This is a genomic window from Paenibacillus sp. UNC451MF (assembly GCF_000686845.1).
Classification (GTDB): Bacteria; Bacillota; Bacilli; order Paenibacillales; family NBRC-103111; genus Paenibacillus_S.
Genome location: NZ_JMLS01000001.1, coordinates 595,051 through 621,816 on the forward strand (window position 1 = coordinate 595,051; position 26,766 = coordinate 621,816).

At 46.9% G+C, this 26,766-nt stretch carries 20 protein-coding genes; 15 read left to right on the plus strand and 5 right to left on the minus strand.

The window, feature by feature from the left end; genetic code table 11:
* Positions 1–2,445, plus strand: coding sequence for a single-stranded-DNA-specific exonuclease RecJ (recJ, locus tag BP97_RS0102605; RefSeq protein WP_028547714.1), 2,445 nt, complete (start codon positions 1–3; stop codon positions 2,443–2,445).
* Complete coding sequence (locus BP97_RS0102610; RefSeq protein ID WP_028547715.1) at positions 2,442–2,954, plus strand: adenine phosphoribosyltransferase; 513 nt, start codon at positions 2,442–2,444, stop codon at positions 2,952–2,954. The genes recJ and BP97_RS0102610 overlap by 4 nt, the downstream gene beginning before the upstream one ends.
* A gap of 66 nt (positions 2,955–3,020) precedes the next feature.
* On the opposite strand, the gene mraY is transcribed toward BP97_RS0102610, so the two are convergent.
* Positions 3,021–3,974 carry a phospho-N-acetylmuramoyl-pentapeptide-transferase gene (gene mraY / locus BP97_RS0102615; protein ID WP_028547716.1) on the minus strand — a complete coding sequence of 318 codons (954 nt, stop codon included), beginning with the start codon at positions 3,972–3,974 and terminating at the stop codon, positions 3,021–3,023.
* Between the two features lie 167 nt (positions 3,975–4,141).
* Here mraY and BP97_RS0102620 point away from each other — a divergent pair, with 167 nt between their 5' ends.
* Both BP97_RS0102620 and BP97_RS0102625 read left to right on the plus strand, forming a co-directional pair.
* A complete protein-coding gene (locus tag BP97_RS0102620; protein ID WP_028547717.1) occupies positions 4,142–4,756 on the plus strand; it encodes a fumarylacetoacetate hydrolase family protein in 615 nt (204 codons plus the stop codon).
* Between the two features lie 140 nt (positions 4,757–4,896).
* Positions 4,897–5,859, plus strand: coding sequence for a bile acid:sodium symporter family protein (locus BP97_RS0102625; RefSeq protein WP_028547718.1), 963 nt, complete (start codon positions 4,897–4,899; stop codon positions 5,857–5,859).
* Between the two features lie 34 nt (positions 5,860–5,893).
* Here the strand turns inward: BP97_RS0102625 and BP97_RS0102630 are convergent, their stop codons facing one another.
* The gene (locus tag BP97_RS0102630; RefSeq protein ID WP_036745326.1) at positions 5,894–6,784 is read right to left on the minus strand and encodes an SDR family oxidoreductase; all 891 of its coding nucleotides are present in this window, start codon (positions 6,782–6,784) and stop codon (positions 5,894–5,896) included.
* A 170-nt stretch (positions 6,785–6,954) separates the two neighbouring features.
* Here BP97_RS0102630 and BP97_RS0102635 point away from each other — a divergent pair, with 170 nt between their 5' ends.
* From BP97_RS0102635 to BP97_RS0102665, 7 genes are all read left to right on the plus strand, one after another.
* Complete coding sequence (locus BP97_RS0102635; RefSeq protein WP_028547720.1) at positions 6,955–8,208, plus strand: DUF445 domain-containing protein; 1,254 nt, start codon at positions 6,955–6,957, stop codon at positions 8,206–8,208.
* Positions 8,209–8,287: 79 nt separating this feature from the next.
* Complete coding sequence (gene ku, locus BP97_RS0102640) at positions 8,288–9,160, plus strand: non-homologous end joining protein Ku (protein WP_028547721.1); 873 nt, start codon at positions 8,288–8,290, stop codon at positions 9,158–9,160.
* Between the two features lie 312 nt (positions 9,161–9,472).
* Positions 9,473–10,495 carry a response regulator gene (locus BP97_RS0102645; protein WP_028547722.1) on the plus strand — a complete coding sequence of 341 codons (1,023 nt, stop codon included), beginning with the start codon at positions 9,473–9,475 and terminating at the stop codon, positions 10,493–10,495.
* Entirely contained in the window at positions 10,496–12,370 is a 1,875-nt protein-coding gene (locus BP97_RS35005) for a cache domain-containing sensor histidine kinase (RefSeq protein ID WP_051620295.1), read from the plus strand.
* 48 nt (positions 12,371–12,418) lie between these two features.
* The gene (locus tag BP97_RS0102655) at positions 12,419–14,062 is read left to right on the plus strand and encodes an extracellular solute-binding protein (RefSeq protein WP_028547723.1); all 1,644 of its coding nucleotides are present in this window, start codon (positions 12,419–12,421) and stop codon (positions 14,060–14,062) included.
* 52 nt (positions 14,063–14,114) lie between these two features.
* Positions 14,115–16,217, plus strand: coding sequence for a glycoside hydrolase family 31 protein (locus BP97_RS35010; RefSeq protein ID WP_051620296.1), 2,103 nt, complete (start codon positions 14,115–14,117; stop codon positions 16,215–16,217).
* Between the two features lie 67 nt (positions 16,218–16,284).
* Positions 16,285–16,920, plus strand: a complete 636-nt coding sequence (locus BP97_RS0102665) for an SGNH/GDSL hydrolase family protein (protein ID WP_036745327.1) — start codon at positions 16,285–16,287, stop codon at positions 16,918–16,920.
* 73 nt (positions 16,921–16,993) lie between these two features.
* Here BP97_RS0102665 and BP97_RS0102670 read toward each other — a convergent pair whose 3' ends face one another.
* Complete coding sequence (locus BP97_RS0102670; RefSeq protein ID WP_028547725.1) at positions 16,994–17,842, minus strand: sugar phosphate isomerase/epimerase family protein; 849 nt, start codon at positions 17,840–17,842, stop codon at positions 16,994–16,996.
* A 59-nt stretch (positions 17,843–17,901) separates the two neighbouring features.
* The gene (locus BP97_RS0102675; protein ID WP_156043120.1) at positions 17,902–18,978 is read right to left on the minus strand and encodes a Gfo/Idh/MocA family protein; all 1,077 of its coding nucleotides are present in this window, start codon (positions 18,976–18,978) and stop codon (positions 17,902–17,904) included.
* A 180-nt stretch (positions 18,979–19,158) separates the two neighbouring features.
* Between BP97_RS0102675 and BP97_RS0102680 the strand changes: the two genes are divergently transcribed.
* Both BP97_RS0102680 and BP97_RS35015 read left to right on the plus strand, forming a co-directional pair.
* The gene (locus BP97_RS0102680; RefSeq protein WP_028547727.1) at positions 19,159–20,055 is read left to right on the plus strand and encodes an AraC family transcriptional regulator; all 897 of its coding nucleotides are present in this window, start codon (positions 19,159–19,161) and stop codon (positions 20,053–20,055) included.
* Between the two features lie 59 nt (positions 20,056–20,114).
* Positions 20,115–21,284: an alginate lyase family protein gene (locus BP97_RS35015; RefSeq protein ID WP_051620297.1), complete on the plus strand. Its 1,170-nt coding sequence runs from the start codon at positions 20,115–20,117 to the stop codon at positions 21,282–21,284.
* Between the two features lie 18 nt (positions 21,285–21,302).
* Here the strand turns inward: BP97_RS35015 and BP97_RS0102690 are convergent, their stop codons facing one another.
* Positions 21,303–22,904, minus strand: coding sequence for a sulfatase-like hydrolase/transferase (locus BP97_RS0102690; RefSeq protein ID WP_036745328.1), 1,602 nt, complete (start codon positions 22,902–22,904; stop codon positions 21,303–21,305).
* A 204-nt stretch (positions 22,905–23,108) separates the two neighbouring features.
* Here BP97_RS0102690 and BP97_RS0102695 point away from each other — a divergent pair, with 204 nt between their 5' ends.
* Positions 23,109–24,860 (plus strand): ABC transporter ATP-binding protein, encoded by a 1,752-nt coding sequence (locus BP97_RS0102695; protein ID WP_231506190.1) that lies wholly within the window; start codon positions 23,109–23,111, stop codon positions 24,858–24,860.
* Positions 24,857–26,641, plus strand: coding sequence for an ABC transporter ATP-binding protein (locus tag BP97_RS0102700; protein WP_028547730.1), 1,785 nt, complete (start codon positions 24,857–24,859; stop codon positions 26,639–26,641). Before BP97_RS0102695 ends, BP97_RS0102700 begins: the two co-directional genes overlap by 4 nt.
* Positions 26,642–26,766: the final 125 nt, after the last annotated feature.

The following is a 26,766-nucleotide window of genomic DNA, read 5'->3' on the forward strand; positions in this document are numbered from 1 at the left end:
ATGCTTCAAGCACGAGCAAGATGGAACATAAGCGAGACGGACGAACGGCAGGCCGATGTTCTTGCAAAAGAACTGGATATATCGCCGTTAGTGGCCCGTCTGCTTGTAGGCCGTGGAATGACCGACAAAGAACATGCTGCTGCTTTTTTATATGGAGGAACGGATCACATCCATGATCCGTTCCTTTTAGATGGTATGGAGAGTGCGGTCATTCGAATCCGACAGGCTCTGGAGCGCGGTGAAAAAATACGGGTGTATGGCGACTATGATGCGGACGGAGTAAGCAGCACAACGTTAATGGTTCATTTGCTTCGGCAGCTTAATGCTTCATTTGATTATTACATTCCACACAGGGTGCTGGAAGGCTATGGTTTGAATAAGTCAGCGATAGATTTGGCTCATGAGCAGGGTATACAGCTGATGATAACGGTGGATACAGGTATTAGTGCTGTGGCAGAGATTGCTTATGCATCGGAGCTGGGGATGGATGTTATTGTGACAGATCATCACGAGCCTCCGGAGATTTTACCTGAAGCTTATACCATTATTAACCCAAAGAAACCGGGATGTCCATATCCATTCAAACAGCTTGCCGGAGTCGGGGTGGCTCTAAAACTGGCTCAGGCACTATTAGAGCGATGGCCAGAAGAGCTGCTGGAATTTGCAGCGATAGGGACCGTCGCAGATTTAATGCAGCTATTGGGAGAGAATCGTGTCATAGTGAGGCAGGGCATTAAACGCATGCAGAGTTCCTCAAACTGGGGAATAAGGGCCCTTCTTGATGTAGCTGGAATTCAGCTGAAGGATGCTAACTCCACACATATCGGTTTTGCCCTTGCACCGAGAATTAATGCAAGCGGGAGGCTTAACAATGCGGATGATGCTGTGAAGCTGCTTATCACAGAAGATCAGCAGGAAGCGGAGACTTTGGCTTATGAGCTGGACTCGCTAAACAAAGAGCGTCAGCGAATCGTAGATGAAATGACCAAGCAGGCGATGAGTATGGTGGAAGAACAGAAGTCTGCGGGTTTAAAAAAAGTAATCGTTTTGGCGCATGAGCAGTGGAACGTAGGTGTCATTGGCATTGTTGCATCCAAATTGATGGATAAGTTCTACCGCCCGACAATTATCCTTGGGATTGACAAAGAGACGGGGATGGCCAAAGGCTCCGCTCGGTCTATCGCCGGATATGACTTATACCAGGCTCTAACACATTGTCATGATTTAATGGAGCATTTTGGAGGTCACCAGGCAGCCGCTGGAATGACGCTTTCCAGAGATCATTTGCCAGAGCTCGAGCGTCGCCTCAATGTGCTTGCCGATGAGTGGTTATCGGCTGAGGATTTCATCCCGATCATCCATGCGGATATGAATGGATCGCTGGATGAGGTAGGAGTCGAGACTATACGGCAGTTAGAGCAGCTCGGTCCCTTTGGTATGGGAAATCCAATGCCTAAATTCGTTTTCTCAAACGTAGGCTGTCAGGAAATGCGGACGATTGGAAAAGAACAGCAGCATATTAAAATGACACTGATGAAGAGCAAAGAGGAAGCTGCCGTGGCGCTCGATGCTGTAGGCTTTAATAAAGCCTCAGTGCTTCCTTGGATTTCCACCACAGCTTCGCTAGATGTGCTAGGAGAGCTATCCATAAATGAATGGAATGGTGTGCGCAAGCCTCAGCTAATGATTCAGGATATACGTATTCCGAACATACAGCTGTTCGATTGGCGCGGCGTGGCGAGACTGGATAGCAAGCTTAATGATTTGTCGGATCGACTGCGTCAGTTGAATGATACACAAGAAGAGGGCAAGCTTCCTTCGTTATTGACGTTTCATCCTGACGACAAACAGCTTAGAATGAAATATTCCAAGCATTATCCTATTTGGGGCTTGAATGCTTCAGGATCAGGTTCATGCGTACCATGCAATGAACTCGCCCGCCAACAGAAGTTCACTAGTGTAACGGATCTTGTCCTCTATGATTTGCCTGATTCGGTTCCTACTCTTGAACAGGCGATATCTTCCGCTTCCCATGTGCAGCGATGGTATGCGGTATTCTCTGGGTCGCTTCAACAGCAAGGCACATTACCTAACAGAGATATGTTCAAAACCGTTTATGGAGCCGTCCAAAAGCAGGGAGATTCAGTGCTCAAGGCTAGTTATTTTGTAGAGGCATTATCTAAACGTTCGGGGCATTCGAAGGACGTTATCACGTTCATGCTGGATGTTTTTATCGAATTAGGCTTTATAAAGCGTACCTCAGAGGGGTATGCACCGATGCCAAGTCCCGCTAAAAAGGATTTGAGCACGTCCAAACTGTATCAAATGAGGCAGCAAAGTTTGGAAGTAGAGCAGACTTTGCTCTATTCAACGGCTCAACAGTTGGTTGAGTGGCTGCTCCATTTGCAATACCAAAAGAAACCATCATTGGAGGAAATCATATGAATTTCAAAGAATACATTCGCGTGATAGAGGATTTTCCACAGCCAGGCATCAGCTTTAAAGACATTACAACATTGTTGAACAATGGCCCTGTGTACAAAGAGGTTATTAAGGAGCTTGCAAGACAACTGAAAGATAAAGAGATCGATCTCATTGCGGGACCTGAAGCAAGAGGCTTCGTAATCGGGGCTCCTTTGGCTGTAGAATTAGGAGTTGGCTTTGTACCCATCCGTAAAAGCGGCAAGCTGCCAGGGAAAACGATTGAGGCTGATTATGCGCTAGAATACGGCAAGGATAAGCTCGCCATGCATGATGACGCCATCAAGCCTGGACAAAAGGTGCTGATTGCTGATGATTTGCTGGCAACAGGAGGTACTATCGCTACCTCAATCAACCTGATAAAACAACTCGGTGGAGACATTGTCGGATCCGCATTTTTAATTGAGCTTGAAGAGTTGAATGGCCGCGAGAAGCTTGGGTCGATTGATGTTATTTCTCTAGTGAAATATTGATTATTTCTATTCACTCCTGATACATTTGATGTATCAGGAGTTTTTTATAAGCAGATTAGCAAGTTACTACATCGCATATTTCCAGAGTATCCAGCCGAGTAATGAGCATAAGCTTGAAACGCTCCCGAAGATCCAGACTAATTTCGTTTCGCTCCAGCCATATTTTAAGGTGTAATGGTAGTGAATAGGAGCCATCTTGAACAAGCGAAGCTTGGTTTTCTTGTAATAGAAAACCTGAAGTATGACGGAGAACTGCTCGGCGAAATATACGAAAAAGAGTAGGGGAATGAGCAATTCCACCTTTTCAACCACAGATAAAAAGGCTAGCGATCCACCGATAGCGAGAGAACCCGTATCCCCCATGAAAGCTTTAGCAGGATAGATATTATAAATCAATAGACCGAGCAAACCTGCAACCATCGATAAGCAGAAAAGCTGAACCTCCCATGAATCGGAAATGGCAAAAAAGAATAAATAAGTGGGAATAGATGTGAAAATAAGCAGACCGTCCAGGCCGTCAGTGAAATTCACCGCATTGGCTGTACCAATGATAAACAGCATGACAGCACCTATGTACAACATCGGATGAAAATCCAAAACATAACCGCCGAACAGCTGAATGCTGGAGTCGATCGGTACAAGTTGACTATAGTAAAAGAGGAGCACTCCTGTCGCAAGGAACTGGAGAGTCAGCTTCGTTGTTCCACGAATCCCGTCCGGATTCTGTAGTACGGCTTTGTTCATATCGTCAATGCATCCAACTACGCTGAACAATAAATAGACGGTGCTTAGGAAATAGACAATTGGACCTGGATGCATGACAAGTAGAACGATAGTACCTGTAATGAGAATAACTCCTGCCATTAATGGCGTTCCGCGTTTAGCCTGATGACTGGATGGCAGCTGAGAACGTATAGGTTGGGTTAACCGAAGCGTCCTTAGACCAAATATAAGAATAGGACTAAGAGAAGCTACAAGGAGAAAGGTCATGCCAAAGAGGATCAAGCTGCTAGAGAGCACTGGGAATTCACTTCCTTTGCGAATGTTAGTAAATGCCTTCCAGATTCACTATGGGGCAAGTCTTACCTTATTGTTATGGGAAAAGGGATTTTTTAAAAGCGAAAAATATAACGATATTATTTCTTGTTTTTTACTAATCATTAATTAATTTACAGTGGAGGTTTCGTATGCTTATTAGTGAATGGATCCAACAATCTCGAAAAATTATTAGCGTAGGGCCTAATTTCAAAGCTTTTCGCGCGCAAAGAGGGATATTTCATCAAGAGCCGCCAACCTTATCACTCAAATCTCCTGAGAGCCTAACGACAGCACTAGATATTTATTTATCCCCGCAAATGCCAGAGTTTTTTTGTGAAGTCGAGATGGCCATAGTGATAGGTCAAGATGTGAAGCATGTAGCAGAGAAAGATGTACCCTCCGTTGTAGCTGGTTATGCCATTTCAAACGATATAACGGCGAGTACGCATTTCGAATCGGGGAGATTTAAAATGTACGATCAGACGACACCGATAGGTGAGCTTGTTCAGTTAACGGATCCGGGCGATGTTCAACTGGAGATGTGGGTTAACGGGGAATGCATTCAAAGGGACAATACGAAGGAAATGATGTTTTCTGCTCATTGGCTGGTTGCACATGTTTCGGATATTATGACGCTTAGAGCCGGAGACATTCTATTAGCCGGAACCCCCGCTAATCCCAAAATATGCCGAACCGGAGATATTATAGAAATGAGAAGCCCACAGCTTGGCAGTATAAGACATACCCTTCATTTAGGAACCTGATAGAGACCATTTTGAAAAAAAAGAAGGTCTCTGTTATTAAAATTGTGCTAGAATAAGACTTGATGCTGTAGCCGGTGTATGATGAAACGTAGTGTCTTAAAACTGGTATAAAACAAGTCGACGACAAAAGAGGGCTGTATATGTTATTCAAACTGAATAAGGCGCTGGAAAAAATTATGCCGCTGCTAACACCGACAGCTGTGCTTGTAGGACTGCTGTGTTCGGCTTGGCTGCACTCGTTAAGCTTCCTTGTCTCATGGATATTCGCTGTGATGACTTTTGCAGGCAGTATCGGCTCTAACTTTCGAGATTTAGCAAAAGTGATGAAGCATCCGCTGCCGATTATAGCGACTTTCTTGATTCTTCACATCGCAATGCCGCTGTTGGGCTGGGCCGCAGGGTCTTTGGTATTCCCGGGCGATGATCTGACGCAAACCGGATTCGTATTATTATTTGTTATCCCGACGGGAGTGGTCAGCTTAGTATGGGTGACTATATACGGCGGTAATATTGCATTAACTTTGGCGTTGATATTGCTAGATACGCTTCTATCTCCATTTATCGTTCCGCTGAGTTTATCATTGATTGTCGGTGCAAAAGTCCAATTGGACGTTCTGGCCATGATGAACGGGCTTCTATGGATGGTTGTCATCCCTTCCATTATTGGAATGATTCTCAACCATCTGACCAAAGGACAAATCAAAACAACGTGGGGTCCGCGGCTAGCCCCTTTTACGAAAATTGGGCTGTTTATTGTCGTTGCTATTAACAGTTCCGTCGTAGCTCCTCACTTGAAGGAAATGAATGCTAAGCTAGTTCAAATCATAATAGTCGCTTTCGTGTGCGCTACTGTAGGTTATTTGGCAGGATGGGTTGTATCGAGAGGTATGAAATGGGATAGGGACGTCACAGTAGCCTTGACCTTCAATTCAGGAATGCGTAATCTTAGCGCTGGCGCCGTGCTCGCTATCAACTTCTTTCCACCTCCAGTTGTTCTCCCCGTAATCGCCGGAATGCTGTTTCAGCAGTTATTGGCCGCGTTGTATGGGCATAATCTGGATAAGAAGTATCGTTTGAAAAATCAGCCGTCTCAGGCGGCATAAGACAAATCAGCCGTCTCAGGCTGCTTTGTTTATTTTATAAAGTACCTTCAACATGCTGTTTGAAATATGTGCCCCAATCCGGCTGTCTGCCATCAATATCACGGAAGCCGTATTCCTTGGCTAGCTCCCAGGAGGATAAGGACAAGCCGGATTTATCCGATACCTTCGGATCGGAGGCTAAGGAGGCTATAGCTTGCCCGATATAGTAAGGTGTTTCGGATTCAATAAAATGAGGATCCTTCTTCACTGCATCACGCCACGTCGCTTCGGTCACACCGAAATGATCCAGCATAGCCTCGGAACGAAGAAATCCTGGTGTTACAGCAAGAGCAGAGACTCCATATTCACGTAAATCGGCCGCCATGGCTTCAGCCAAGTGGATCGTCGAGATTTTGGCAAGTGAGTAATACAAATTGCCGCGATAATGATACCCGACACCGTCTGTAATCTCGACAATAAGCCCTTTTCTGCGAGCAACGAGAAGCGGCGCAGCATAATAGCTTGTCAGCATATGGGAGTGGACGGCTCTCTTTTGCATTAGGAGTCCATTATGCAGAGAATGCTCCCAGAACCGCTCTCCCCAGACAGAAAGCTCATCTCCGCCCCATACATCATTGACGAGAAGATCCAACTGTCCATTCTGTTCTTCCTTAATACGTTCGAACAAAGCCCTAACCTCGGCTTCTACAGTGTGGTCTGTGCGGACCGGAATACCGATACCGCCATACGTGCTGACCATTTCGGCTGTTTCTTCAATGGTTTCGCTTCTGCCTGACGTAGCTGCATGTCCGCGAGTGCTCCTGCCCGTTACATAGACAGTTGCACCGAATTTCCCCAAGCTTACGGCAATGCCTCGACCTGCTCCTCGAGTTGCACCGGCTACAATGGCAACAGTGCCTTGCAGCAGTTTATTTTGCGATTCCATCCCCATACCTCCTCAGCATTTCATACTAAAAAGTATACCCTTGTACTATGACAGTTACTGTCTTAGTAAATAAATAACACGGATTTGATTTTTTTTCCTAAACATGTTCTATAATAGAGAAAATAGAACATAGCCGAATAGAACGGCTGCATACAAGAGGAGATAATCAAGTGAGTGGAAATTCCAAGCATACGGCAACAGTATCACTCGGAGTCATGGCTGCAGGCTTCGTAGGCACATTATTTTTGGATGGAACGGAGCCCTGGGTGCGTTTTGCACAAAGCGGATTTGAAGCAGGGCTCGTCGGCGGGTTAGCGGATTGGTTTGCGGTGACCGCACTTTTTCGCCATCCATTGGGCATTCCTATCCCGCATACAGCGCTTCTGCCTAAAAATCGCGACAAAGTGTCCAAAGCTTTCGTCTCAACCATACAGGATGACCTATTAAGCAAACAAAGTATTATGGACAAGCTGGCGCAAGTCCCTTTGGTCATTCGACTTCTTCGTGGAGCTGAGGAACAATTAGCTTCTCCGGGGGCTAAGGCGGGGATAGCTGCTATCAGCGAATATTTAATTAAACAGCTTCCATTAGAACGTATCGCAGCATATGGAGAACAAGAAATCCAAAAGCTGCTTGATGCCATAGATATGCGTGGTTTGTTAAATCATTTGCTGGAGCAGGTGTATGACAGACGATACGATGAAAAAGTATTTGATTTCGTCCTGGATTTGTCCGAGCAGTTGGTTATGAAAGAGGAGATCCGTGATCGAATGGGAGTCATGGCGGTACAGGCACTGTCACACCTCAAAACGAACGGCTTTATGCAATTCGCTTTGAACGCTTTTGTCGGCTACTTTAATGAAGAGAAGCTGGGTGGATTGATTCAGCAGTTTATTCTTACAGGGATTGAAGGTTTACGCATGAAGGACAATGCCAATCGGAAGGCTGTCATTCAATCCTTGCATCAATGGCTGGATAATCCAGTACACCGGGATAACATTGCCGCCGAAATGGCCAATTGGAAGGAGCAGCTCCTAACGCAGTGGAACTTGGAAGAGAAGCTGATGGAGCTTCTGCAGCGGATTCAGAACAAAGCGTTGGAGTGGGTTCAAGAGGAATCGTTTGCGGAAGCTTATGTTATTCCATTCGCGTCTCGTATAATCAACCGCATCGAGTCCGATGAGGAGCTTCTGGATCGATTGGAGCTGGGGTTGCGTGAGCAAATCGCCCGTTGGATTGAAGCCAACCATCACAAGATAGGAACATTAATTAAAGAAAATATAGACCGGTTCGACGATGAGACACTGATATCTCTTATGGAGGATAAGGTCGGAAAAGACCTTCAGTGGATTCGGGTGAATGGAGCCATTTGCGGTTTTCTGATCGGGCTTGGACTTGCAGCTGTGAAGGCGATTATAGGATAAGCGAACTATAGCAAGTATAGGTTCTCTATGAAATGGAAATGATAGAAAGGTAATCATCCATTTTAAGGGAGGCATGCAGATGCACACGGTTTGGAAAGGGGCAATCAGCTTCGGTCTGGTCCATGTTCCTATCAAAATGTATTCCGCGACAGAGGACAAAGATATCGCTTTAAAGTATGTACACAGGGAATGCGGTTCTCCGCTTAACCAACTGCGCAACTGTCCTGCATGCCAGCGAGAAGTAGAGTGGGAGCAAGTGAGCCGCGGCTATGAGTACGAAAAGCATAAATTTGTTTTGTTCGAGAAGGAAGAACTGGAACGGCTCATGCCGGAAACGAATAAGGAAATACGTATCATGCACTTTGTTGATCCATCCGAAATCGATCCGGTATACTATCATAAAACTTATTATCTAGGACCCGGGGACATCGGAGCTAACGCCTATAGTTTATTAGTAAAAGCTATGCGGCAGAGTGGTAAAATCGCCATAGGGCAAATTGCTATCCGTTCCAAAAAAAGCTTGGCTGTCATTCGGATTGTAGACGATTGCCTTGCGTTGGAAACGATTTTTTACCCGGATGAAATCAGACCTGTGCAGTTGGTCCCCAATGTGCCTGTTGATCCTTCAATTAACGAAAAGGAGCTTCAAATGGCGCAAATGCTGATAGGGCAGCTTACAAGCCCATTTGATCCGACGCTCTATCAAGATGATTATCGGGTGAACTTGATCGATGCCATTCAACGGAAAATTGCAGGTGAAGATATTAGGATTGCTCCGGCGACGGCACCGCAAACCGGGATCATGGATTTGATGAGTGCTTTGCAGGCGAGCTTGGAAGCGTTAAAGCCTGTCGAGAGCGCTATGGAGCCTACAGCGAAAAAGCCTAAGTCCAGATCGAAGCGTCAAGTGAAATCTGAAACCATTGCATCTACGGAGGAATCGGCTTCATAAAAAAACGAAGCAGGACCTATGATTTTTATAGAAAAACGGATCAGTTGATTCTGATTCGTTTTTTTTATGTGGATATATCTGTGTTTTGGGATGAAAATAGGGGGATAATTCTTTGCTCCAATCATTATGAGTACGGGGTGTCCTATCGGTTCTGTTTGTAGTAAAATAATGTTCAAGCACCAAATTTTGCATAGAATGTAAGCGCTCCAATTCTATGTTTAACGTTTGCAATATCATTCTCAGCCAAATGTATTTAGCATTCGATATAAAGCTAGCATCTTAGAAGCAGATGGAAGAGAAGGGATGAATGGGATGAAGCAAATCCTTATCGTCGATGACGAGCCTATGATCCGGGCTGGATTAATGAAGCTGATCAAGGAGTATAACCAGACCATTCAAGTTCATGCGGTTCCAAATGGAATCGAAGCGTTGGCTGAAATTCGCAAGCATAGCCCGGATATGGTGTTCACAGATATTCGTATGCCCAAGATGGATGGTTTGGAATTGTGCAGGCAAATTTCGCAAATGAATTTGCATGTTCGCATGGTTGTCATTTCAGGATACGGTGATTTCACGTACGCTCAGAAATGTTTGACCTATGGTGTTAAGGAATATTTACTGAAGCCGGTGACTGAGGTGGAGCTGTATCCTGTGCTAGACAGGTTTCTTTATGAGGAACAAACACCGTCCATCTCTATCACAGCCTATGAGGAATGGCTGGAGCAGGCAGAGGCGGCTATATGGGCATCTGATTTTGAGATTATCGATCGATTACTGGCACGCTGGAGGGGAGATGATCTGTCCGGCAGGCTGACGACAGAGCAGCTGCAGCAGACGGTTACGGAAGCGTTGAAGGTTTTGATTAAGAAATTGAACGGGCGAGAGTTGTATCGGTTCACCCTCCATACTCCTTTTAAATCGCAGCTCAGTCATGAGGAAGTACTGGATCGATTCGAATCTGATCTCATTCAATTATGCGATCAATTGGTTCAATGGCGCGGCGGTAATCAGAAGAACGTGTTTGAAGAGGCCAAAGCCTATATCGATGAACACATAACGGAAGATATCAGTTTGGAGGCTGTCGCAGAAAAGGTTGGTCTTGCGCCGACGTATTTCAGCTATTTTTTCAAAAAAATGACTAGTGAAACGTTCGTTCAATACCGGATGAAAAAACGGATCGAAATGGCAAAGCGGTTGCTTGAGATGCCGCATTACAAGATTGTGGATGTAGGGATGGAAATCGGTTATCAAAACTATCCGCATTTCTCCAAAATTTTCAAGAAAATGACCGGTATCTCCCCTTCGGAATATCGTCAAATGCTAGGGATCAAATAAATGAAATCCAGCTTGGCATTAAAAATGTTTTTTTATTTTATCATCGTCATTGTTCTTTCATCCTCTATCATCGGCGTGACGCTTTATTTTCAATCCTCCAAAGAGCTTGATCGTCAAACCGAGAAGCTGCTTACTCAGATTGTTGATAATGCGATGCATCACACGGACTTATACTTAAAAAACTATGAGCGAGTCACTTTGTCAGCTTTGTCCTCATCCACGGTTAAGGAGTTTCTGGACGTGAATGACAAGAGTTTTTACACGATGTTCACCTTACCCAATCAGATCAAAGAAAAGGTCATGCAGCCGAGCTTCATTAATAATCCGGAAATCAGCTTAATGTACTTCGTCGGCTACAACGGCACAAGTGTAGTAGATGTAAATGCTGCAAATCTATCCGTTAACGGATCGGTGATAGCTGAAAGCCTGGATGAATTAAAGGAGATGACGAAGGATGACGGCAGCTTGACGATCATGGATTGGAGCTTTACGAACGGGAACCTGGCGTTAGCCCGTAAAATATCCGGCAGACAGACATCGAAGGTGTTCAAGGGAATTCTCGGTATCGAGCTGAAAATTGAAGAGCTGAACACGCTGTGGAAAGGAATAAACCTGGGGGATAACGGTTATTTTTATATCGTCAATGACCGTGGACGCATCGTCTATCATCCCATTGCTTCCAAGATCGGCAAGCAGCTCGAAGGTAAATTGTTTAAGCAGCTGAAGGAGAACTCCAATCGATTTTTCGTGTCGGAGGATGAGATCGAGAGAATGAACTTCAACAGACGCTCCGCTTATTCCGGCTGGACACTGGTTGCTTCTATGCCTGTAAGCGAGCTGCGGCAGCCGGTTCTGAATATTCGGCAGACTACGATTATTACTTGCGCCGTAGCGCTGTGTCTTGCTTTTTTACTTGCCTACAGGTTTGGGAAAACCCTTATTCGTCCTATTCAACGACTCGAATTGGGCATGCGGCAGACGGAGAAGGGGAACTGGACTCAAGTACCGATGACTGGTGATAAGGACGAAATAGATCGGTTAATCCGAAGCTATAATGTGATGGTAGCGAGACTGTCGGATTTGGTTGATCAGGTCTATGCGGCGGAGCTGAAAAATCAGGAGCATCAGCTTAAAAGGCAGGCAGCCGAGTTCCAAGCGCTTCAGCTGCAGATCAATCCGCACTTTTTATACAATACGTTAGAAACGGTCATTTGTTATGCGGTGGTACAGGATTCGGATGAAATCAAAGATATTGTCCGCTCACTTTCCTATATGTTGAGATATTCGATTCGTACCGATCTGGAAGAAATTACAGTTGCGAACGAGCTAAAGCACATTCTTCATTTTATGACCATTATGAATCATAGGTTTGAGAGGCATTTCGAGATTCAGGTCGATATTCCTCCGGAGTATTTACTGAAAACGATGGTTCGTTTGTCACTGCAGCCGTTGGTCGAAAATGCGTTTAAGCATGCCTTTCCTGATGGGATAGAGGAGCAACATTATATTCGCATCGGGATGAAGGTTGAAGACAACGATCTGCTGGTGATGATTACAGATAACGGAATTGGGGTCTCAGTAGATCGGCAAAAGGAGCTGAACGAGCTTTTATTATCCGGAGCGATAGTTCAGAGAGCTGCGAATGCAGGAGGTCCGGATGGTGGAATCGGATTGTTGAACGTGCATAACCGGATACGAATGGTTTTCGGAGATCAATACGGCGTTTCCATTGAAGGTAAGGTAGGACAAGGAACAACCATAACGTTACGCATGCCGGACAAGCGTCCTCTTGATTTTGCGACAAGAACGCCCTCGCATCCAGGCTCTCTGAAGGAAGTGCGCTCACTGCAGAATGCTCTAGAAATACGCGGATAGCTATGGATGACGAATGGCATTTCAGCTGAAAAAGGTTAGGTAAAAGCGATGCGTAGAGAAAAGACAGCAATGCTTGCTCTCCTTTCTTGCATGATCTTGTTAATAAACGGATGCGAGCCAGAGGAGGAGCAGCAAGATAAAGAGAATGCGGCAGTTACCGTGAATCCACCCGGTGTGTTCCCCATAACTAAAGAACCGACTAAAATCAGGATCATGGTGATGGATAATAACCGGGTCGAAAATTTTGCAACGAATGAATTTACCAAATGGATCGAGGAAAAAACGAATCTGCGCATTGAATGGGAGGTCGTGCCTGCCAAAAATGCCGAGCAAAAATTAACTTTATCGTTGGCAAGCGGAGACTATCCGGACATATTTCTCGGACTGAATGTAAAGCCGGTGCTGCAATCATTATATGGCAAGGACGGAGCGTTTCTTCCTCTCAATGATTTGATTGAAAAGTATGGAATAGAGACGAAGAGAGTGCTTGAAGAAGCGCCGTACGTCAAAGACACGATAACGGCCCCGGATGGGAGCATTTACGGCTTGCCCTTAATCAACGAATGTTACCATTGTACAATGGGCACGAAGATGTGGATCAATTCGGTATGGCTAAATCATCTGGGCTTGCAGGTACCGACGACCGTTGAGGAGTTTTTCGAGGTTCTGAAAGCGTTTAAGGAGAAAGACCCGAACATGAATGGGGAAGCCGATGAGCTCCCTCTCGTAGGAGCCACAGACGCTCCTTCAGGCAATATTGAGTCGTTCTTGATGGAATCTTTCGTTGAAAGCGATGGCAATCATATGTTCGTGCAGGATGGAATCATTCAGGCTGCCTATACTCAGCCGGGCTGGAAGGACGGCTTGAAATATTTACATAAGCTGTACGATGAAGGCCTGCTTTCAGCTCAATCCTTTACACAGGATTGCAATCAGCTGAAGCAGCTCGGAGATAGCCCGAACGATGCGCTGATAGGAGCGACTCCTGCCCAGAATCCGGCGGTATTCAGTTCTATGGAGAAGAGGCGATGGAAGCAGTATGTGACCGTACCTCCGTTAAAAGGACCGGGTGGTTGGCGAACCGCAGTAACCAATCCTTATGGATCGGTTACTCAAGGCGCATTTATTATTACCAATAAAGCTCGAAGCCCTGAAGCTGCGTTTCGATTGGCTGATCTGCTCTATAGCGGAGAAGCGACATTTAGAGGGACAGTTGGCCGCCCGGGGAAAGAATGGACCTGGGCCGAGGAAGCCGACAACGGCATTGACGGTCACCATGCCAGATGGAAGCAGCTTGTCAACTTTGGCAAGCTGCAAAATGTCCACTGGTCTCAAACCGGGCCTTCCTTCCGATCCAGCGAATGGAGGCTTAGTCAAACAGCAGATGCTGAGAATCCGTTGGAAGTCGTGCTGTATCAGGAAACCAAGAAGAACTATGAGCCCTTCAAGATGGAGGCATCCAAAGTGGTTCCTCCGTTATACTTTACCAATGACCAAGCCGAAGAGCTTACGGATTTGATCACCCCAATTGATAAGTATCGCAAGGAATTTCTTGCAAGAGCTGTCATGGGAGATATGGACATTGACGACGAATGGAGCGACTACGTCCAAACACTAAATAAGGAAATGAACTTGAAGCGTTATTTGGAGATTTATCAAGAGGCGTACGATAACCTTCTCAATAAGCCATAACAATTATGGCTTTGGGGAGAAAGAAACCATACCTTAAAAGGAGTGTATAGCTATGTCAACTCAGGATTGGAAACAAGCCGCCCCCGGGATTTGGTCCTTGAAAGCGGGAGAACCAGCTTCATTATCTGCCATGTCGGTGATGGGGAGACAACCTAGAACCGACGCTTTACAGTCCATGGAAACAGCTTCCTTTCCATTGGATTCAGAAAAAATCCGCGTAGAGGTTACAGGTAAGCAAACTGTCATTACGCTGCCCCTAGAGCGGGAAGAAAGCCTGTATGGTCTTGGGCTTCAGCTGTTAAAGCTGAACCATCGGGGCAGAACCCGTTATCTGCGTGTAAACAGCGATCCTAAACAGGATACGGGGGAAACACATGCTCCAGTTCCATTTTACGTATCGAGCCGGGGATATGGTGTCATGGTCAATACTTCACGGATTGTATCGATATATTGTGGCTCGGCTGTTCGTCTTGACAGCGACCTGAGTGGGGAAGCGAAGGACCGAAATGCAGACCGGTCATGGAAAGCTACACCAGTATCGGATACGGTAGAAATTGTGATAGATGAGCCTGGAGTAGAGTTGTATTTGTTCGGCGGACCGACGACGCTAGATGTAGTAAGGCGCTATAATTTATTACACGGTGGCGGGGTGCTGCCACCCAAATGGGGGCTGGGCTTCTGGCATCGTGTACCCAAAGCTTATACGGCCGAGCAGGTCATGGATGAGGCAATGTCCTTCCGAGAGAAGGATTTTCCTTGCGATGTTATAGGATTGGAGCCCGGCTGGCACAGCAAGAGCTATCCAGTTACCTATGAATGGAACGAGGAGAGGTTCCCAGATCCTGCAGGCTTCGTAAAAGGAATGTCAGAGCAAGGCTTTCAAATCAATTTGTGGGAGCATCCTTATGTCTCGCCGGATGCGGCGATCTATGAGCCGTTAGCGCCACTATCCGGTTCTCACACGGTGTGGCATGGCCTTGTTCCGGACTACACTCTGGAGGAAGCTAGAGAAATCTATATGAAGCAGCACGAGACGGAGCATGTCGATATCGGCGTATCCGGCTATAAGCTGGACGAATGCGACGGAAGCGAGCTGACTCGCAACTCGTGGATTTATCCGGCTCACGCGAAGTTTCCATCCGGAGCGGATGGCGAGCAGATGCGGCAGCTGTATGGTCTTATGATTCAGAAGATGACCGATGACGTGTACCGCAGCAAAAACCGCCGTACGTACGGACTGGCGCGTGCTTCCTCGGCTGCGGCTTCCTCGCTGCCTTACGTTCTTTATTCTGATTTATACGATCATCGTCAATTCGTGAGAGGGATGTGCAGTTCCAGCTTCAGCGGCCTTCTCTGGACGCCGGAAGTTCGTAAAGCGCGGAACGCCGAAGATTGGGTACGGCGCATGCAGGTCGTATGCTTCTCACCGCTTGCGATGGTTAACGCTTGGGCGGATGGCACAAAGCCGTGGTCGTTCCCTGAAGTGGAGGCGATCGTAAAAAAATATATAACGCTGCGCATGCGGCTTATTCCGTACTTATATTCGGCCTTTGCCCGCTATTGCTTCGAAGGGATACCGCCGATTCGTGCTATGCAGCTGGAAACGGCCTCCACTGTGGGGGCTGCAGGTCGAGAGCATGCACTTGATTCAACTGACTTCGCTTACGGAGGTGTGAGCGATACCGATGTGGACGATCAGTTCATGGTAGGCGATTCCTTGCTAATTGCGCCTTTATTTGAGGGTGAAAGTGAAAGGGATGTTTATTTGCCGGCAGGGGTCTGGTATGACTTTGAAACCGGGGAGCGCTTTGAGGGAGGCCGTACGATCAGGGTAAGAGCAGGCTTGGAGCGCATTCCTGTGTTTGTGAAGAACGGTGCGATTATCCCTATGATGCCGGTTCTACAGCATGCTCCTAAACAAGGAGAAGCCGTCGCACTGGAACTGCATCATTACGGTGATGCTCCAGGACGGTTTGTACTATTTGATGATGACGGAGTGAGCTTCGCTTATGAAGCGGGAGAATACCGCAATAGAATATTGGAGGTTCAAACCGAAACCGATGGGGCGTTAATCGGTTCTGTGTCTGAAGCAGAGGCGGATTGGAAGTCGGCTTACAGCTCATTTGAGTGGGTATTTCACTACGGCAGTAAATAGACGCTAAGCGTTTATTTATGTATAGAAGGAACTCATAATATATTGTATGAATGGGGTGGAGAGTAAGATGTCGATATGGATTGAGCAAGGAGATATCGTATTATTTCAAGGGGATAGCATTACAGATGCCAAACGAGTGAGGGAAGACGGGAACGATCTGGGTAAAGGTTATGCACTTATGGCTGCTGCCCAGTTCTCCGCGTTTTATCCGGAAAAGCAGGTGAAATTTCTTAACCGCGGGATTAGCGGCAACCGGGTTAAAGATCTGCAAGCGCGATGGGATGTGGATTGTCTTGATTTGAAGCCAAACGTGGTATCTATTTATATCGGGATTAATGATACTTGGAGAAGGTACGATCGCAATGATCCTACAACGAAAGAACAGTATGAATCTGGATATCGGGATTTACTGGAACAAACAAGTAAACTGGATGCCAAGCTGGTCCTTATCGAGCCTTTTGTACTCCCCGTACCAGAAGATCGCAAGCAGTGGAGAGAGGATCTCGATCCGAAAATTAATGTCGTCCGGGAGCTGGCACGCGAGTACGGAGCGAAGCTGGTGTCGTTAGACGGATTATTCGCCCAAGCTTCAACGCGGGCTGAATCCGCTTACTGGGCACCGGACGGAGTACATCCGTCTCCTGCAGGTCATGCGCTGATCGCAAAAGCATGGCTTCAAGCCGTAGGAGCCATTCAAGCATAATCGCAATAAACAGCCCCGTTAGGATCTGGACTCGCTGCTGCCGCAGTGTTCCATCCTATCGGGGCTTTTTGATTTATTCTAGTCCTGCTGCGCGGTACACTTTATGGAATGCTTCCTGTGAACGCTTCAAAAGCTTCTCACTAGGCTCCTCGAGAGGCTTCGGAGTCAAAATCTCTTGGGCGATGACTCCACGGTAACCGATTTGATTCAAGGCTTGAAGAAATCCTGCGAGGTCGATGACCCCTTCGCCTGGAAATAGTCTATCGTTATCTAATACTTCGGCGACCGGCACATTCGGGGCGTCGTTAATATGTACAAGAACAATTTGCGATGCATCCAGCTTCAGTATGTCATCAACCTCGAGTTCATTTGTATACCAATGATAACTGTCGAATAGCAAGCCTACATTCCGTTCTCCAATGGTTTCGATCCAATCCACTGTTTCTTGCAATCCCCAGATGAAAGGATTTTTCCAGTTCGTACGAAGATGATGCGGACCAACGAATTCCAAACCGAGGCTTATACCGTATGGAGCTAAGATTTGGGCGCAGGTTCGCAAACGCCGAGTAGCCAATGCCATGAAATGTGCTGAAGCATGGTCCGTGGAGGGCAGCACATAAGTGCAGCAAGCGGTGCAGCCTAAGGAAGCAGCAGCTTCTGCGTGCCGTGCGAGATTAGGAAGTCCGGCAAGGAATTCTTCCTCCGTTGTTCGCCATTGAACCGATAACCCGATCGTCGCGATTTGTACGGCGTACTCTTTAAGTATGGATTGAGCACCGGTCAGGCCTCTATTTGCTATCCATTGCTCTAATTCTTTTCCATCAGCGGCGATAGCTTCGTATCCATGCTTTGCCGCTGCTTGAATAAACTCTTCGATGGAGCCGACGCTTCCAATTCCTGCGCGTGTCAATCCTTTTAACATTGTTCAGCCTCCTCCGGTTTTAAATGCAAGGTGTTCCTTCATGAAGCCTCAAACACAGGTTATACAGTCCAATCCAAAATAACTTCGTGACCGGTTCGGGACGATTCATAAATGGCGTCGAGGATCAGATTGTTAGTGAATCCTGTCATTACGGAAGTATCGGGCTGTGTGCCTTCCCGAATGCAATCGATAAAATGTCGGCTTAAACGGATTCTTCCGCCTTCATCATTATCAGGTGCGGAAAGGCTCACTTCAACAGGACGGTCAAACGATTCGGTAAGCAGCTTTCCTTGGTTGCCGCGAATAGAAGCACCGCCCTCGGAGCCCATAAGATGAATGAAATGCTGGCTATCCGTGTCCATATGAACGGCCCAGCTGACTTCCAGGGATAAAGTGCTGCCGTCTTCCATTTTAATTAGAGCGGTTGCCAAATCCTCAACGTCGAACCGGCCGTTCCAATTAGGGGTTCCCCATGTACCGATGCCGCGTTTTTTCGGTCCGAATTCCGCATAGGTGGAGCCGTAGACGGAAACTGGCTTCGGATTACCCATAAGGAAGAAGGCCAAATCCAGCATATGTACACCGATATCGATTAGCGGACCGCCTCCAGACTCCTCACTTTGAGTGAACCAGGTTCCCCAGCCAGGAATTCCTTTGCGGCGAAACCAACCTACCTTAGCATTATATATATGTCCAAAAGAACCTTTGTCCACCTGCTGCTTCAGCTGAAGTGGGAGCCATTCCCAGCGCATTTGATGAGGAATCATGAGCACTTTACCGCTTTCGCGTTGAGCGTTGACGATTTCACGGGCTGAAGGGACGTCGATGGCCATCGGTTTTTCCAATAGCACATGCTTACCGGCTTTAAGAGCTTGGACCGCTAATGGAGCGTGCCATTTATTAGGGACACCGATCACAACAGCATCGATTTCCGGATCAGATATGAGCTGCTCTGCGGTTTCATAGCAATGTGGAATGTTGTGTTCGGCAGCACGCTGCTGTGCCAGCGGTAAATAGGTATCTGTAACGGCTGTTACGACTGCGTCTTGCGGCAGCTTTTGAAAGGTTTGGATATGAACTCTGCCGATGTTGCCGGCTCCAATGACGCCGATGCGGATTTTTTCTGATTTCATGATTGGACCCTCCTTAGAGTTTTTCGAAGAAAAACTGACTTCGAAAGCATAGACTTAGAGTTTTTCGAAGAAACCGAATATTGTCAGGAAGCGATTTCTTTTTTATAGTAAGATGGAACCGAATAAAATGCGTCCCATTTTTTACGGTAGTTATCCCAATATTTCAGCAGGGGTGAAATTGGTATGGCCGTCATTCCACGATATGTAACCCACTATCCGAATATGGATTCATCGCTCCCTTTTCATGTGAAGATTCATAGGCTGGAAAACGGATTTGAATCGCATCGACACGACTTTATGGAGTTTTCGTATGTTATTGAAGGGTATGGGTCAGAAATCATTAATGGTATGGAGCATCGGATGATGCCGGGTACATTTACTCTTGTCCTGCCCTATCAATATCACGAAATCATCTCAGAGCCGGGCACTCCGCTGATTTTATATAATTGTAATTTCGGTATCCATTTATATGCGCAGGGGGAGCAAGTTCCGGGAATTGATTGGCTCCAAGCGGAGGAATCACTGCCGCCTTTTGCTCAAATAGCGGATTCCGAGCATGCTTATTTTGTTGATGTTTTGGAGGAAATGCATAGGGAATATGCGGGGGATGGCCTGTGGAAACATGCGCTGCTCAAGGCCAAGCTGACGGAAGTATTGGTGCGTTTTGACCGATTCCGAAGAAAAGTCAACCCACCCACACCGATGAGTAGGACCCTATGCTTGAAAGATAGGGCGCAGCCTAAAGGAAACATTTGGCAGGTCATCCGCTATATCCATACGCATTATCAGGATGCGCTGACGCTAACGGGGGTTGCGGATAAATTCGGGTTCAGTGTGCCGTATTTGAGCGAGCTGTTCAAAAAAGCGGTCGGGCAAAATTTCCTTGCCTTCGTGCATGAGGTTCGGATTCGTCAAGCATGCGCACTGCTCATTTCTACGGAAATGAACGTTTCGGATATTGCCTTGGAAACAGGATATGGTTCCTATAATACGTTTTCGAGGATATTCAGGGAAATGAAAGGGATGACTCCAGCAGCATATCGCAAGCTAAAGGGGATACAGCAGCAACCATCATTTTAACTAACTAGGAGTAAACGCCAAACAGTGGCAGTTTGCTGTCCATGATAAGGAGCTTTGATATGAGAACAACTGAGACCAAGACACCGAATCTGTTTATTTGGGATGCCGATGCTTTACGGCTGGCTAAGACGCGCTTGCAGGGTGGAGACGAGGAGCTGCTTCCTGCACTAAACCAGCTTCGGCTTGATGCGGATACGGCCATGAAGAGTGAGCCGGTTACTGTCGTTAGTAAGCCTAAGCTTCCTCCAAGCGGAGATAAGCATGATTATATGAGCATGGGGCCTTATTGGTGGCCAAATCCTGACACAGTGGACGGCCTTCCTTACATTCGTCGTGACGGGGTCATTAATCCGGATTCGAGGTTGTTCGATCTACCTAAATTGGAAGCCTTATGCGATCAAATCGAGACGCTCTCTCTTGCCTATTATTATCTAGGATCGGATTGTTACGCGGAACGGGCAGCGGTACTGCTTCGGACATGGTTTCTGGATGAAGGAACTAGAGTGAACCCGAATTTGAATTTCGGACAAGGAATACCCGGTATTTGCAGTGGACGTGGTATCGGTATTATCGAGACCTGGAATTATTGTAAGCTGGTGGAGGCAGTAGGTTTATTGGAGTGTTCTCCAGTGTGGAGCCTAACAGACCAAGAGGGGCTACAGCAGTGGTTCCGCGATTTCCTGCAATGGCTGCTCAGCAGTCCCTACGGAAAAGAGGAAGCCAAGGAGCATAATAATCACGGTACATACTATGACTTGCAGGTGGTCCAATTTGCTTTATTTACAGAACAGAAGGAGCTTGCTGCGCAATGGCTTAGGGAGCATGTGCATGGACGCATTCAATCACAGATTGAACCGAACGGGCTGCAGCCTCATGAGGCGGGAAGAACGCTAGGTCTAAGCTACTCGGTAATGAATTTGCTCGGGTTCTGCTTCCTCTCAAGAATGGGTCGGCTTCTCGAATGTGATATACAAGGCTATGTGTCGGAGGACGGAAGAAGTATAGAGCAAGGGATGGATTACTTGCTTCCGTATCTCCAATCGGAGCAAAGCTGGCCATATGAACAGATCAAGCCGATGAAAGCAGGCTGGGGATTAGAGATTCTAAGCGTGGCAGCCATGATGTATCAAAAGGCTTCGTATCTAAGCGCCGTTCGTGAGTTGAAGCTTGGAGATCTGTCGAGCCGAATCAACTTGGTTTATCCCCTCCATACTTTTCAGTTACAATAAGGGAAAGCCCCGAGAGACTTAAAATCCGTCGCTCAGGGCCTTTTTATTGACTATAGGTAGGGAATAGGGTTGAGATTGACCCAGCACAGTTTCCTTCTCATCCACGACTTTGACCTGCAGCTCGAGAGCTGCTGATTTCTCTATAAGGTCTTTCGGAATGGCAGCAGTTAACATCTCCTCGGATACCCAAATCGTAGGCAATGGGCTGCCGTTGGCATACAGCACAGTAGCGATTCCGAAGCGACCTCCCTTGACGGTAACAGTGGTTGTTCTTTTAAGATCGGGGACAAGGCCATCGCCTATGGTTATTTTGTCGGGAGAAACAGATGTAATGATAGGATCGCCATAACCCATCGTATATGTCGAGGTATTCGGTACATCGGATGGTTCCTGTCCTTCTGTTCCAAACAATATTTGCTCTTGTCTGGCCTTGTACTCGGTCAAATCTTCTTCCTTGACGTTCATGTTCTTATAATATTCTTTAGGAGGTATGATAGGAATTTGTTTGGACAATTGGGATAGGAAGTCGGTATAGCCGCTCCCTTTTTGTTTGGCTAATTGCAGTATATACGGTCCAAGAAACGATGGGCTGATGTGCAGTGTTTCTTTGGAGTCCGACATATAGTTGTTCCATACGACTACAGGGACATTGTACATTTTCTCCAGAAAATCCGGATCATTCTCACCTTGAATATATTGGCTTTCACGATAAACGAAGTAATCGTCTTCAAGAAAAGGGAGATGATCACCGAAAAAGACGACAATAGTCGGTTCCTTTACTTTACTGTAATGATCTACAAGCTCATGCAGCATGGCATCAGCACCACTGGCCCCCTGTGCATACGTTTCCAAAATACTGAGCGCCTCGCCGGACATGTTGCCCTTCGTATCTTTAATCTCGATCGTATTGCGCTTAAATTTATTGGACCAATAATGATAATGATTTTCCATCGTGTTGGCGAAAATAAAATCGGGTCCTGCACTGCGTTCGTTTTCTTCAATAATGCGTCTGGCAACTGCATGATCGCCGATATAAGGCCCGACATATTCGTTCGGATCAAAATATTCAAAGCTGATGAAGCGGGAAAAACCGAAGTGCCTGTACACGTTACGGCTATCAAAATACCAATTGTAAAAAGGGCTGATGGCGGTTGACGTGTAGCCTTGTCTGGCCAAGATACTGGCTAATGAGTCGACATCCCGTTTAATAAACTGTTCGTAAGCAATCGAGCCTTCAGGCAAAAAACGCATCGAGTTGCCTGTCAGCACCTCAAGCTCAACATTGGCTGTACCTCCACCGAACTGAGGGGACAGCATCCAACCGCTCGTATACTTTTCTTTCAGCGCGTGATAGGTCGGGATAGGATCTCTGCTGAAGGTTAAGCCTTCAATTAGTGTAGGGTCCCAGAATGCTTCGCTTAGAACAACGATGACATTGGGACTTCGCTCGAGTTCCTCCTTGCTCCAATCTTCCGTAGAAATATCCAGTTGAAGCGGCTTTCTAGGTTCGGGAGCCTCTTCCGTAGAGGAAGTACGAAGTAGTGCGAATATCCCTGCTGCAATGACGAATGCGGCCAAGCGCACCCAGGCAGGGAAGTGGCGAAATGACTTGAAGGACATGGTCACGGCTCCTATTTCAACATAACTGCTTCTATTATAACATGGACTCTTATAAGGGAAAACGAATTTAGAAAGCGGTATCATAATTCCAATTCATGGTCAGATTTCTTGATTTTATTTGAAAATTCCGTTGACGTTCCAAGGACTATCCACTAAAGTTACATCCATACGCTTTATACGGGAATGTATGTAAGGGGGATTCTAGTGAAACAAAAAATTCCGATAAAAGATTACGCCGTCTTATTATCAAGCTACCTGCGCCAGCAGCGGAAGAGCATTGTATGGCTGTCGGTGCTGCTAATTGGCGGGATCATCATGCAGCTTGTGAATCCGCAAATTATCCGCTATTTTATCGATACGGCCAAGACGCAGGAAAGCACGGCACCACTGCTGTACGCAGCAGGCTTATTTATAGGGGTATCGCTTATGCAGCAAGTCATTACAGTGATAGCAACCTATATCGGTGAAAATGTCGGCTGGATTGCCACCAACAAGCTGCGCGGTGACGTCGCTGAGCATTGCATGAAGCTAGACATGTCGTTCCATAAGTCTCATACGTCTGGAGCGATCATTGAAAGAGTGGACGGCGACATTAACAATCTGGCCAACTTTTTCTCGAACTTTGTTGTGACACTGCTCAGCAACCTTCTGCTTGTTGTCGGTATGCTGGTGCTGTTATTCCGCGAGGGCTGGATTATCGGGACAGGAATGACGCTATTCGTCGTATCGGCTATTTACGCAATTCAATACATAAGAAAGTTTGCGGTTCCACACTGGGGAAGCTTGCGTCAAATGAGCTCACGCTTTTATGGCTTCTTGGGTGAGCATCTGGAAGGCACCGAAGATACGAGGGCGAATGGAGCTACCGGTTATGTCATGTATCGTTTTCATTTGCTCATTCGCGAGTGGCTGCCAATTCGAATTAAAGCTTTCTTGGGCTGGGCCAGCATGTGGATTACGACCTTGGTCGTCTTTACGATCGGGAATGCTATAGCTTTTGCGCTTAGCGCTTATTTCTGGAAGCAAGGGTCCATTACGCTTGGAACGGTCTATATGATCTTCTATTATACAGAGCTGATGGGCAAACCAATTGAGAAGATCCGCACGCAAATGGAGGATTTGCAAAAAGCTGACGCCAGCATCATTCGCATTCGAGAGCTTTTAGCTACAGTTCCTGCTATTCGCGATGGAATCGGACTGCCGCTCTCGTCCGGACCTTTGTCGGTCACCTTCGACCGTGTCGTGTTTGGCTATGAAGACGATACGACGACACTGCACCAAATTGATTTTCAGCTGGAGCAAGGGAAAGTACTCGGCGTACTGGGAAGAACCGGGAGCGGCAAAACAACACTGGCGCGACTTCTTCTGCGCTTTTACGATGTGCGTGAAGGAAGCATTTCATTAAATAATGTGGATTTACGGGATGCAACGCTTCGCGATTTGCGGGGAAGAGTCGGAATGGTTACGCAAAACATTGAAATATTTCAAGGGACCGTGCGCGACAACCTGACGTTCTTTCGAGAAGATATTGAGGATCCTCGCGTTGTTGAAGTTTTGGAGGAGCTTGGATTGAAGGAATGGTTCAGTTCTCTTCCTTTAGGCTTGGATAGCCAGCTGGAATCAGGGGGAGGCGGACTATCTGCCGGAGAGGCGCAGCTGCTGTCGTTTGCACGGGTATTTTTGATGAACCCGGGGCTAATTATTCTGGATGAAGCCTCTTCCAGATTAGATCCTGCTACGGAACAAAAAATTGAGCAGGCGATCAGCCGCTTGCTGGTGAACAGGACGTGCATCATCATCGCCCACCGATTAGCGACGATTCAGCGCGCGGATCAAATTCTTATTTTGGATCAAGGAAGGGTAATGGAATTCGGGGAAAGAACTCGCCTCGCAGCCGACCATCGTTCCCGATACAATAAAATGCTGCAAGTAGGAATGGAGGAGATGCTGGCATGAGTACGTTTGCTTTTCTGTGGCGGATTATGCGGTATCGTCCGTTATTATATACGATTAATGCGATTGCCTGGTCTTTAATTTACTTGGCCCCCATTGTCCCAGGGTGGATCACGAAGCAGTTTTTCGATACGCTTTCTGGCGGTTCCGTACATGGCTTCAGTATAGGAATGCTGATCGTTTTGCTGCTTGCATCGGCATTGGCCAAAGGGGTGCTGATCTTATTCGGTTTTGTTACGGATGTCCAGTTCAGGTTTCGTATCGGTGCGCTACTGCGGCGAAATATGCTGATGCGTATTCTGAAAGAACCGGGAGCAAAGGCTATTCCCTGCTCACCGGGAGAAGCGATCAGCAGCTTTCGGGATGATGTAGATCAAGTCGAGGAGACCGTGAGCTGGTCGGTCGACGCTTTCGGAATGACCTGCTTCGCAGTCGTTTCCTTTTATATTTTGTATGGAATCAATCCGACTATGACCTTGTGGGTGTTCTTGCCCCTCGTTATTGTAGTGACTATTGCCCAACTATCGACTACACTGCTGCAAAAATATAGAGCAGCCAGCCGAGAGGCAACGAGCCAGGTTACTGGAGCAATCAGCGAGATGTTCAGTACCGTTCAATCGATACAAGTTGCGGGCGCGGAAGAGCGTGTTATCAAGCGATTCCGCCAGCTGAACGATAACCGGCGACAAGCTATGCTGAAGGATAAGCTGCTGAATCAAGTGCTGGATTCCGTATTTTCCAATACGGTCAATATCGGAACAGGCTTTATATTACTGTTGGCGGCTCAGTCTATGCGCGACGGCAGCTTTACAGTAGGAGATTTTGCATTGTTCGTCTATTACTTGACGTTCGTTACACAGTTCATTCAAAACTTCGGGAAGTTTTTGACTTACTTCAAACAAAGCACGGTTGCCAAAGAGCGGCTGGAGCAGCTGCTGCAAAGCTCCGATATTAGTGCCGCAGTGGAATATCATTCGCTTTATTTACGCTCGGAGCTGAAGGATCCTGGATTGGAGGAGCAAGTACCGACCAGTGAAGATCAGCTCAATGAGTTGGAGGTTCGGGGGCTGACCTATCAGTATCCTGAGACGGGGCGTGGGATCGAAGATATCTCGTTCCGAATTCGTCGTGGTTCGTTTACTGTTATAACAGGAAGAATCGGCTCAGGTAAAACAACCTTAGTCCGAGCGCTGCTAGGACTGCTGCCGAAGGATTCAGGCACCGTTCTATGGAATCAAGAGCGTATCGAGCATCCGGGTGAGTTTTTTGTGCCGCCACATAGCGCCTACACACCTCAGGTCCCCCGTTTATATAGCGATACGCTTAGAAATAATATTTTGCTTGGGATGAATCGGGATTCCGAACAGCTTCAAGAAGCCGTTCGTTCCGCAATCCTCGACCCCGATATTGCTCATCTTCAAAAGGGTATGGACACGGTGATCGGACCCAGAGGCGTCAAGCTGTCCGGAGGCCAGGCGCAGCGAACAGCGGCAGCAAGGATGTTCGTACGTGATGCAGAGCTGCTCGTATTTGATGATTTGTCCAGCGCCCTGGACGTCGAGACTGAGCGTAAACTTTGGGATCGCATCTACGAGCAGCGTCAGGGCCAGGCTACTTGCCTTGTCATTTCGCATCGAAAGACAGCGTTGGCTCATGCGGATCACATCATCGTTTTGAAGAATGGTCGTATTGAGGCGGAGGGCTCACTGGAATTCCTTCTTCAGACAAGCGAAGAGCTCCGTCATTTGTGGAATCGGGAAGAAAGCAAGGAAAACGTCGGCTGACGTTTTGTAATTCCAGGAACAGCAATAGAGATAAGATACGGGAGTCGAGCTCCACACTTGAAATGAAGATCGCCTATTTTCTGCAGACCGGATCGGTCGAGAAGAAGGTGGTCTTTTTTGTGATT